This is a genomic window from Anaerostipes hominis (ex Lee et al. 2021) (assembly GCF_002270485.1).
GTDB lineage: Bacteria > Bacillota > Clostridia > Lachnospirales > Lachnospiraceae > Anaerostipes > Anaerostipes hominis.
Genome location: NZ_NQOG01000037.1, coordinates 1 through 9,810 on the forward strand (window position 1 = coordinate 1; position 9,810 = coordinate 9,810).

Consider the following 9,810-nt stretch of genomic DNA (forward strand, 5'->3'; position numbering starts at 1 on the left):
GCCCACTCACCTCCTCGTGATTTGTAGTATACCGAGTTCCCTACAAAGAAGAATTATAAAGAAAAAATAAGCTCAGGGAAATATTTTCATAACGTTTTGTGCCTGAGCGAAGCGAAAGGAATGGATAAAAATATGAAAGAAGCGAAAAAAAACAATTATCTTCTGGGGGAGGAGACGGTGGCAAGAGCGCTTTTAAAACTTGGCATCCCGACCATGATCGGAATGCTGATCTCTGCCCTTTACAACGCCGTGGACGCCTATTTTGTCGGAGGGCTGGGAACCAGTCAGATGGGCGCTGTCTCTGTGGTCTTCCCTATTGTCCAGCTGGTGATCGGACTTGGAATGATGTTCGGGGCAGGAGCATCTTCTTATATATCCAGGCTGCTTGGGGCAAAAGAGTATGAGCTGGCTGACCGGACGGCCTCCACGGCTCTGTTTACCGGACTGTTGACGGGAGGTACTGTCATCGCCGGGATCCTGATCTTTTTGACACCGGTATTATCCGCACTTGGCGCTACAGAGACCATTCTGCCCTATGCCAGGGATTATGCTCTCATCTATGTGACCGGATCGATTCTCAATGTATTTAATGTAACAATGAACAATCTCCTGACAGCCCAGGGCGCAACCCGGTTTACAATGGCAGCCATGATGACCGGAAGTATCCTCAATGTTATTATGGATCCGTTGCTGATCTATGGACTGCACATGGGGATCCGGGGAGCGGCAGCAGCCACGGTAATCTCCCTGTGCGTCAATTCCTCCATGTACGTGGTTTACCTGATGAAGGGAAAAGGACTTTTGCATCTGTCTGTCCGAAACATCACACCAAGCAAAAAGATATATTCTGAGATATTAAAAATAGGGATTCCGGTACTGGTATTCCAGCTGTTTGCCAGTATCGCATTGGGACTGACCAATACTGCGGCAAAAGCATACGGGGATTACGCGGTGGCTGCCATGGGCGCAGTCAGCAGGATCATGACCGTTGGGATCTACGTGGTGTTTGGTTTTATGAAAGGATTCCAGCCATTTGCGGGATTTAATTTCGGAGCCGGACAGTATGACCGGCTAAAAGAGGCGGTAAAACTCTGCTGTCTCTGGTCCACCAGCTTTTGTGTTCTCATGTCGGCCGTATGTTTCCTCTTGTCCAAACAGCTGATCGGACTATTTGGCACTGATCCACAGATGATCCTGCTGGGCGGCCGGGCTCTGCGTTTTAATGCAGTCTTACTGCTGACCTTCGGATTCCAGATGGTGTATGCGTCTCTCTATCTCTCCGTCGGAAAAAGCGGCGCAGGAAGTATCTTAAGCCTGGGAAGACAGGGAATCTTTTTCTTTCCGCTGATCCTTCTGCTTCCGAGGCTGTTTGGACTTTCAGGAATCGTCTGGGCCCAGCCGGCGGCTGATGTATGTGCGGCCCTGGTGACTTTGTGGTTTGCTTGGAACATGAACGAAATACTTGGAATCAGCTCAAAGAAGAGGGCATCTGGTTCCGGGGAGGAGTGTATACATGAAAAAGGATAAAAAAGGCGCCAGCCTTTTCCGGTTGACCGTATTGGGTATTGTCTTAAATCTTTTTCTGAGTATCCTAAAGTTCACAGCGGGAGCTGTCAGCCATTCCGTGACCGTGACGGCGGACGGGTGGAACAACTTAACGGATGCGGGGACAACGGCCGTGACCATGTTCGGCCTCTGGGTGGCAGGCTGCGGCGCGGGGAAACACCATCCATACGGACACGGCAGGCTGGAGTGGCTCCTTGGAATGCTGGCGTCAGCCTCCGTGATCACCATAGGATTTGAATTGTTAAAAACATCGGTTTCAGCCTTATACAGAGGACAGCAATCGGACTATCAAACCGCCGTGTTTTTTGTATTGTTCCTCTCTGTGGCAGTAAAGATATGGATGTACTTTTATCAAAAAAGGGCTGGTCTTGCCATGGAGTCAGCGACATTAAAAGCCATGTCTAAGGACTCTTTATCAGATGCCTTTGCGACAGGAACAGTCCTCATTTCTGCTTTCGTCACAAGGTTCACTGAGTGGAATATTGACGGGTGGTGCGGCATAGGGGTTGCAGTCCTCATCCTGGCCAACGGCCTGAAAAGTTTTACAGAGATCGTAGAAAAAGTGATCGGAACACAGCCGGAGGGCAGTATTTTGCAGGAGGTTGAGGATATCATATCAAAGCAGGAAGGCGTTGCATGTTTTTATGGTCTAAACATCCATGACTACGGCCTCAAGCACTACATCGTTTCCGTAAAAATATTGGGTAAGGACAGTGGTATTTTTACAAAAGCCCTGGAACTTTCTTTAATGCTTGAGCAGAAGTACAACTGCAACTGTACGGTTCAGGCCGGGATCGCGGCAGAAGAGTCCAACAAAATAAAACAACTAAGAAAAGACCTGAATGAAAAAGCAGGGGAGATCCATCCGCTGCTGGAGCTCAAAAACTACCGTTTCATCAGGGCAGGAGAACATACCCTGATCACGGCAGACCTTTGCATTCCTATTTCCCTTCAGAAGAAGGAAGATATGATTTTAAAAGAACTCAGTCAGACAGCAGGAAAGGCCGGAATCCAGTATCAACTGGAACTAAGCCCTTTTGTGGAAAATAACCATATCCGGTCCTGGAAGACTCTGAAGAAATCTAAAAAACGGAAGGGATGGGGCTAAGGGTTCATGTCCAGAAAATGACTGCGGTCAGATACGGCAAAGGAAGCCATCTGTCCGGCAGAGTTTCGGTTCAGCGCCATGACTCTGCCATGATACGGATAGTAGATCAGGTTAGACCAGAGAACCTCATAGCCGCCTTTGTCATATTCTTTGGCAGTGGGCAGATAGCTGTCTACCCCGTTGGTGTAGCCGTTCAGGAAAAAGAGTGGATTCTTGGATTTCTGCCACACGTCCAGTGCAATCTCGCACATGATTTCATTTGCAACACCGCAGAAACAGCCGTCATTTAACATAAAATAATGAAATTCAATGTCCGCTGTCTGCGTAAATATATGCTGTTCGCGGAGTTTGCGGACTTCCATAAGCCATCCGTTTCCGTCTATACCAGCTTCAGTTTCGGCTTCCTCTGCGATTTCCTCGGCCTGTTCCAAGGAAGGGACATCAGCTGCAAACGGATGATCTACAGAAAACATTGCCAGCCTGCAGACCGGCTCTGTCTTTAATTTTTTTAACACGGGTGCGACGGAGGAAAGGACAGAATCTGCCATGTTCTCCAATGCATCTAGACTTTGCTGAAAATACTTCTGTTTTTCAAAGTCAGTGTACGGCTTCTCTAAAGCATCCACACCCTGGATTTCCATAAAATCTGCATTTTCCTGCTGAAATCTTGGCCGGAGATTTCCGGATGCCCCCTGGACCATCATAACAGGGCATTCAAAAGCATTGGAAAGCCTCTGCCTTGTAAGGCCGAAATAATCCGAAGAAACCTTATAGTTGTCGCTTGTGAGCACATTGGCATGGGCTGACAACCTGAGAAGAAGCAGTACCGGTTTCCCATCCGGATCCGCCAGCTTTAAAATCCCAAGCCGGGGTTCTTTGGCGGATGTATCTGATCTCCGGTTGATGCCGATCAAATGATCCCCGATCCCCCAAGCCGCATGAAATGGTCTCATTTGTTTCTCTGCCTCTTTTGCTGCGATACATATCCGATCACATACAAAGGAAAAGTAAGCGGGTTCCTCCGCTGCATTAGGGGCAGAATGGGTATGGGAAAAACAGACCATGATCTTATCTGTTGTAATATTGAGAACGCTGGCAATCTTTTTTCTTAGCTTCAGGGTCAGCTCCACGGTAAAACCCAGGCTGTCCACAGCAGCCAGGCAGATGGTTTCTTCCTGGGATCTGAAGATGAGGATCTGGGCATTTAATGAATGAAGGATTCCTCTGGATTGATTATCAATTCTCGGAAACCCTACCAGCTGGACCGGACCATCCGGGGTAATATTAGTTTCGGCAAATCCGAAAGAAGCAGTGTTTTGGTTTTGTTTCATGAGTAACACCTCCTGTATCAAAAGATAACAGAAGTGGAAAGAGCCTTCAATATCCAAAATCATACAGAAACAATTTATACCTTAACGCGCGAAGCGTGTGCACCCGAAGGGTATGAAATACGGTGTGCCCTGTGGGTATACCTTAACGCGCGAAGCGCGTGCACCCGAAGGGTATAAAATACGGTGTGCCCTGTGGGTATACCTTAACGCGCGAAGCGCGTGCACCCGAAGGGTATAAAATACGGTGTGCCCTGTGGGTATACTTATGAAGCAGATTACCATAGGAAGGGAATGAGACGGGATTTTGTTATTTGGGTATATTTAAGATAGCCGTCCATTCAGAAAAGCAGTGAATATCAAGTGATAGATATCCACTGCTTTTTCAGATGTTTTCAGCTTATTCATCTGCCGTATACAATCTTTCGAATGGTATGTACGGAAAGAAAATATGTATCTGACAGTTTTTCTATGGACATCCCTGAATGATAATCCTTTCGGATACATTGATTGCGCTGGGAAGTCCTGGTCCGGCTCCCTGTCTCATCACCCCATTTTTTATGCTGGTCTTCTTTTTTAGGTATGTACAGATAACCTCCCTGTACATAGTCCTGAAGCTGTTCCAAAAGGGATGCGGGAAGAATGGAAGCTGCATTTTTATAATTCATAATTGGTCTCACTCCTTAAACAGTATTGTTTTTGGAAACAAGGCCGTTAAGAATATGAAAGCGCCTTTTACTCCATGCAGCCGGCGCTTCTTTTATTCCATAGGAAATTCCTGGGCCCTGCATGGAGACTTACATCTGCTTTTCTTTTTTTATTAATACACATAATGATCACCGCCTATTGTTCGTATTTCTGCATTTCCTGTTTAATAGAATCTTCACAGGAGCGCATGGCTAGTATTGTTTTTTCAAAAAGCTCGTTTAACTCCCAGCCCAGACTTTGGGCGCCCTGGGAGATCACATCCCGGGAGCAGCCTGCCGCAAACTTTTTATCTTTATACTTCTTACGAATGCTGGACAGTTTCATATCCTGGACACTTTTAGAAGGGCGCATCAATGCGGCGGCTCCGATCAAGCCGGTCAGCTCATCTGCCGCAAATAAGACTTTCTCCATCTGGTGGTCCGGCTGGATGTCAGAACAGATCCCATAGCCGTGGGAACAGACAGAACGTATCATATCTTCCCCTACGCCGCCTTCCCGCAAAAGTTCCGGGGCCTTTTGGCAGTGTTCCTCCGGATATAATTCAAAGTCAATATCGTGAAGAAGTCCGGTGATGCCCCAATAGTCTTCCTCCTGTCCGTAACCCAATTTATTGGCATACCATCTCATGACACCTTCCACTGTCAGTGCGTGTTGGATGTGAAAGGGTTCTTTATTATATTTTTTTAGAAGCTTAAAGGCTTCATCACGTGTTATTGTTGCTTCCATAGGTCCTCCTTTGTTGGTATGGTGTTTTATCATTTGCTTTGGTTTTATTTTAGCACTTGAGATGGGGAAAGTAAAACAGCGAAGGACGGGATCTTATGACGGTTTTGGGTTTGACATTCATATAGGAAGATATTAGAATTTAAGGAGAAAGAATTTCAAGAGGGGAATTACAATAAAATGAACGCATTTCTGCTGATGGTACCACTTTTTTTCATAAGATTTATCCTGTTAGGACAAATAAACAAAGAAGCATTAAGCCGTGCCGCTTTTTTTGCTCCGTTGGAGGGCAGAGAGAGGACGGCATACTTATTTTATCAATGTTCAAATATTTTTATTTTCTTATATTCTTTTTTATTACAAATAAGGATTGGTACTCTGCTATCCTTTATTGCCCTAATAATATATGCTGCAGGTATTGGCATTCTTACAATTTCAACCATTGCATTTGCCAAACCTAGGCAGGATGGATTAAATACAAACGGAATATATAAGGTTTCCAGAAATCCAATGTACATCGGATATTTCATATATTTTTTAGGATGCGTTCTTTTGACTCGTTCTATTTTGTTATTTCTTGCACTTTTTATATTTCAAATATCCGCACATTGGATCATTATTTCTGAGGAAAGATGGTGTATTCATGAATTTGGGGATGAGTATTTAAGCTATATGAAGAATGTTAGAAGATATCTGTAGGGCATTGATAAAAATGATGTATTTTACAAGAAAGGAAATGTAGGGGTTGCGTTTTTATAAACTCCATACAAAGGAATGAACTTGAAACCTATTGTGTATAAGATAGATGATGATCTAAATAGTTTACAAATTTTACAGGAGAAATTAGAAAATAAAATTTTGGAAAAAGAAGTATTGTTTGATTATCCGACAGTTTATATTCATGACTGGAAAAAGGGAGAAGGTTATGAGGTGTATGTTGGGGAGTCGAATAATGTGATTCAGAGGACAAAGCAGCATTTTGATCAATCAGGGGATAAATCAAAATGGCAGTATCAACTGAAAAAGAAAACATCTAGTTTATATATTATCGGGTATGGTCATTTCAATAAATCTTTTACCCTGGATATTGAAAATCGTTTAATGCATTATATGATGGGAGCAGAATCTGTTAAAAGAATGCACAATAAGAGGACAAATCCTCAGAACAGATATTATCCCGATTGTGAAGCAAATGCTATCTTCAGAAAAATCTGGAACAATTTAAGAAAAAAAGATGAAGTTTTATTTCCTGCAGAGAGTGAGATAAAAGATTCCGCTTTATTTAAAGCCTCCCCTTTACATAAGCTAACGCAGGAGCAGGAAGAGATAAAAGAAAAAATAATTGAGAAGGTTTTTACTGCTTTGGATAAGGAGAAACAGGGACAGCTTATATTCATTGACGGTGAAGCAGGAACAGGCAAAACTGTACTTAACAGCAGTACCTTTTATGAGGTGTTTTTGAAGGCAGAGGAGCGAAAAAAAGATGATCTTCAGTGTTATTTAATTGTAAATCATGATGAGCAGATAACTGTCTATAAACAGATAGCTGAGAAACTTGGTCTAAAAAATAAAGATGGAAAAGAAGTTGTGTGCAAACCAACGTCATTTATCAATAATCATTCAATGGATGAGCCGGTTGATGTAGCATTTATTGATGAGGCTCATTTGCTGCTAACACAGGGAAAACAGTCATACCAAGGAAAAAACCAACTTGAGGATATTATAAATAGGGCGAGAGTCACAGTGGTGATGTTTGACGAAAATCAAATTTTGACGACAGAGCAATATTGGGAAGAACAGATTTTAAAGGGTTATAGAGAGCAAGCCAAAGAGAGTGATAATTATTTTGAATTGACAAAACAGTTGAGAGTGACTGCATCGGACGAAACAATTTCATGGATCGATGACTTTACAAAAAAGAAACGTATATCAGATATTCCAAAAGATAAGACCGGATATGAAATAAGGGTTTTTTCTCAGCCGTCAGAGCTTGAGAAAGCAATTAAAGAAAAGGCGGGGGAACAAGAACATAAATTATCCAGGCTCATTGCAACTTATGATTGGGAATATAGCAAAAATTCATCAATGGAAAAGAGAATGAAGAAATATTGGGAGGTTTTGATCGGTAATTGGCATAAACCATGGAACCGTGAGTTGGAAAAAGACATGGAAAGAAAACAAAAGCGGAAAAATAAAACACTTTCCTGGGCAGAACAGCCGCAGACCATTGATGAGGTAGGATCCACATTTACAATACAGGGATTCGATTTGAATTATGCAGGTGTAATTCTTGGGCCTTCTGTAAAATATCGTGATGGAAAGGTTGTTTTTGATCCAAGTGCAAGTTTTAATGAAAAAGCAAAACGAAATCGTACATTATCAGATGGTACCATGAAGAAATTTGGAGAAACATTGATCCAGCATGAAGTAAGGGTTTTGATGACTCGGGGAGTCAGTGGGTTGTATATTTATGCTTGTGATGAAGAATTGAGAAAGGCATTGGAGGAAGCTGTCAGATGAGAGAAATTCTAAGATAGAAATATTTTCTCGATTATATCGTATCTGTGGATGTTGTGGCTCTGCGAAATTATGAGTGAGATTGTCGGAATTTTATATTGTTCCGATAAGTGAGAAATATTATTCCGAAAGCATTGCTATTATTCCGAGTAGAGGGTATACTACTTTTGAAAGTGAGGTACGAATCCCCTCATTCGAGGACAAAGTGGTTCAGGGCGTATTCAAGGAAATACTTGAGGCAATATATGAGCCAAAGTTCAAGGAGTTTTCTTTTGGATTCCGGCCAAATAAGAGTTGTCACGATGCAATCCAGAGAGTAAACAGACACATCATGGCAGACAAGGTAAATTATATTGTGGATGCCGATATCAAAGGCTTCTTCGATAACATCGACCATGAATGGATGATTCAATTTCTGGAGCATGACATAGCCGATAAGAACTTTATACGATATATCAAACGGTTTCTGATAGGCGGAGTCATGGAAGACGGGAAGCGGCTGGAAACAGAAGCGGGAACAGTGCAGGGAGGTCTGATGTCGCCAGTGCTGGCAAATGTGTACCTGCACTACACCTTAGACACGTGGTTTGACTATGTGAAGAAGCGCGAGTTTAAGGGAGAGATGTACATGGTGCGTTACGCAGATGATTTTGTATGTCTGTTCCAATACGAGAATGAAGCACGGAAGTTCTATCAGCTTCTGATTGAGAGACTGAAGAAATTCGGACTGGAAATCGCAGAGGATAAAAGCAGGATACTTCCCTTTGGAAGATACACCCACTGGAAACTCCAAAGATATATGTAACAAGTGCTTATTAGGCGAATGGCTTATTGAAGAGCCGTATGCCTTAATAGGGCACGTGCGGTTCTGTGAGGGGCTTTTGAGACTTGAACCTCTCATCGCAAGAGAATATAGATGAAAGGAAGTGAAAAGTCGAGGCAAAGTCTACTCGACGACTTTTTATGAAATTATGTATTGCAGTCACTGGAATGGTCTAAAAAAACACGAAGCAAAGATAGGAGAAGTGCTATGACTATTCCAGATACTAAAAAAATTTATCCAAGAGCCGGTGACAGCCAGACAATTTATTTAAAAAATGTGATCGACTGTCCGAATATAGAAGTCGGTGATTTTACAATTTACAACGATTTTGTACATGATCCGAGAGATTTTCAGAAGTATAGTGTGTTGTATCATTATCCGATCAATCATGACAAAGTGTATATCGGAAAATTTTGTTCTATCGCGTGCGGAGCAAAATTTTTGATGAACTGTGCGAATCATACGCTGTCTTCTCTGTCCGGCTATACGTTTCCACTGTTCGGTGAAGAATGGGGGCACGGCATTACGCCGGAACAGTCCTGGGACAACAAGGGAGATATCGTCGTGGGCAATGATGTATGGATCGGCTTTGAAGCCGTGATCATGGCGGGTGTAACGATCGGCGATGGTGCAGTGATCGGCACGCGTGCAGTCGTGACAAAAGACGTACCGCCCTATACGATTGTCGCCGGGATTCCTGCAAGGCCGATACGAAGGCGGTTTTCTAAAGAAGATATCTTGTTTCTACAGGAAATCAAATGGTGGAATTGGCCTGTGGAAAAAATATCCGAAGCCATTCCCTATATTCAGTCCGGTGATATAAAAGGTCTGAAAAGCCTGATACTCTAAACATTTGGAGAGTATGAAATTTAAACCCGGTATAGCCGAACAGGCTATACCGGGTTTTTAAGTATGACGGGCATGTCCGTGTTCTGTGGTGCAAGTCCACATAGGCGTAGCTACCGACGAACTTGTAAGCGACTCCCAAGGTTTGCATCGTGAGGTGTGGGCGAGAAGAAGGGATAGCGAAATCGTAG

The 9,810-nt window shown here is 43.2% G+C and carries 9 protein-coding genes; 6 read left to right on the forward strand and 3 right to left on the reverse strand.

Annotated elements, in window-relative coordinates; translation table 11 throughout:
• The first annotated feature begins 132 nt into the window (after window positions 1-132).
• Both CI597_RS16935 and CI597_RS16940 read left to right on the forward strand, forming a co-directional pair.
• Complete coding sequence (locus CI597_RS16935) at window positions 133-1,527, forward strand: MATE family efflux transporter (RefSeq protein ID WP_024727623.1); 1,395 nt, start codon at window positions 133-135, stop codon at window positions 1,525-1,527.
• Complete coding sequence (locus CI597_RS16940) at window positions 1,514-2,674, forward strand: cation diffusion facilitator family transporter (RefSeq protein ID WP_024727622.1); 1,161 nt, start codon at window positions 1,514-1,516, stop codon at window positions 2,672-2,674. The genes CI597_RS16935 and CI597_RS16940 overlap by 14 nt, the downstream gene beginning before the upstream one ends.
• Here CI597_RS16940 and CI597_RS16945 read toward each other — a convergent pair.
• From CI597_RS16945 to CI597_RS16955, 3 genes are all read right to left on the reverse strand, one after another.
• Window positions 2,671-4,005, reverse strand: a complete 1,335-nt coding sequence (locus CI597_RS16945; protein WP_024727621.1) for a hypothetical protein — start codon at window positions 4,003-4,005, stop codon at window positions 2,671-2,673. The genes CI597_RS16940 and CI597_RS16945 overlap by 4 nt on opposite strands.
• A 401-nt stretch (window positions 4,006-4,406) precedes the next feature.
• A complete protein-coding gene (locus CI597_RS16950; protein ID WP_024727620.1) occupies window positions 4,407-4,670 on the reverse strand; it encodes a CD3324 family protein in 264 nt (87 codons plus the stop codon).
• A gap of 175 nt (window positions 4,671-4,845) precedes the next feature.
• Window positions 4,846-5,436 carry a hydrolase gene (locus tag CI597_RS16955; protein WP_024727619.1) on the reverse strand — a complete coding sequence of 197 codons (591 nt, stop codon included), beginning with the start codon at window positions 5,434-5,436 and terminating at the stop codon, window positions 4,846-4,848.
• A gap of 177 nt (window positions 5,437-5,613) precedes the next feature.
• Here CI597_RS16955 and CI597_RS16960 point away from each other — a divergent pair, with 177 nt between their 5' ends.
• The 4 genes from CI597_RS16960 (at window position 5,614) to CI597_RS16975 (ending at window position 9,622) form a co-directional block, all read left to right on the forward strand.
• Entirely contained in the window at window positions 5,614-6,132 is a 519-nt protein-coding gene (locus CI597_RS16960; protein ID WP_024727618.1) for a methyltransferase family protein, read from the forward strand.
• A gap of 75 nt (window positions 6,133-6,207) precedes the next feature.
• The gene (locus CI597_RS16965; protein WP_024727617.1) at window positions 6,208-7,953 is read left to right on the forward strand and encodes a DUF2075 domain-containing protein; all 1,746 of its coding nucleotides are present in this window, start codon (window positions 6,208-6,210) and stop codon (window positions 7,951-7,953) included.
• Between the two features lie 73 nt (window positions 7,954-8,026).
• Complete coding sequence (locus CI597_RS16970; protein WP_081723838.1) at window positions 8,027-8,755, forward strand: reverse transcriptase domain-containing protein; 729 nt, start codon at window positions 8,027-8,029, stop codon at window positions 8,753-8,755.
• 225 nt (window positions 8,756-8,980) lie between these two features.
• Window positions 8,981-9,622 (forward strand): CatB-related O-acetyltransferase, encoded by a 642-nt coding sequence (locus CI597_RS16975; RefSeq protein ID WP_024727616.1) that lies wholly within the window; start codon window positions 8,981-8,983, stop codon window positions 9,620-9,622.
• The last annotated feature ends 188 nt before the right edge of the window (window positions 9,623-9,810 follow it).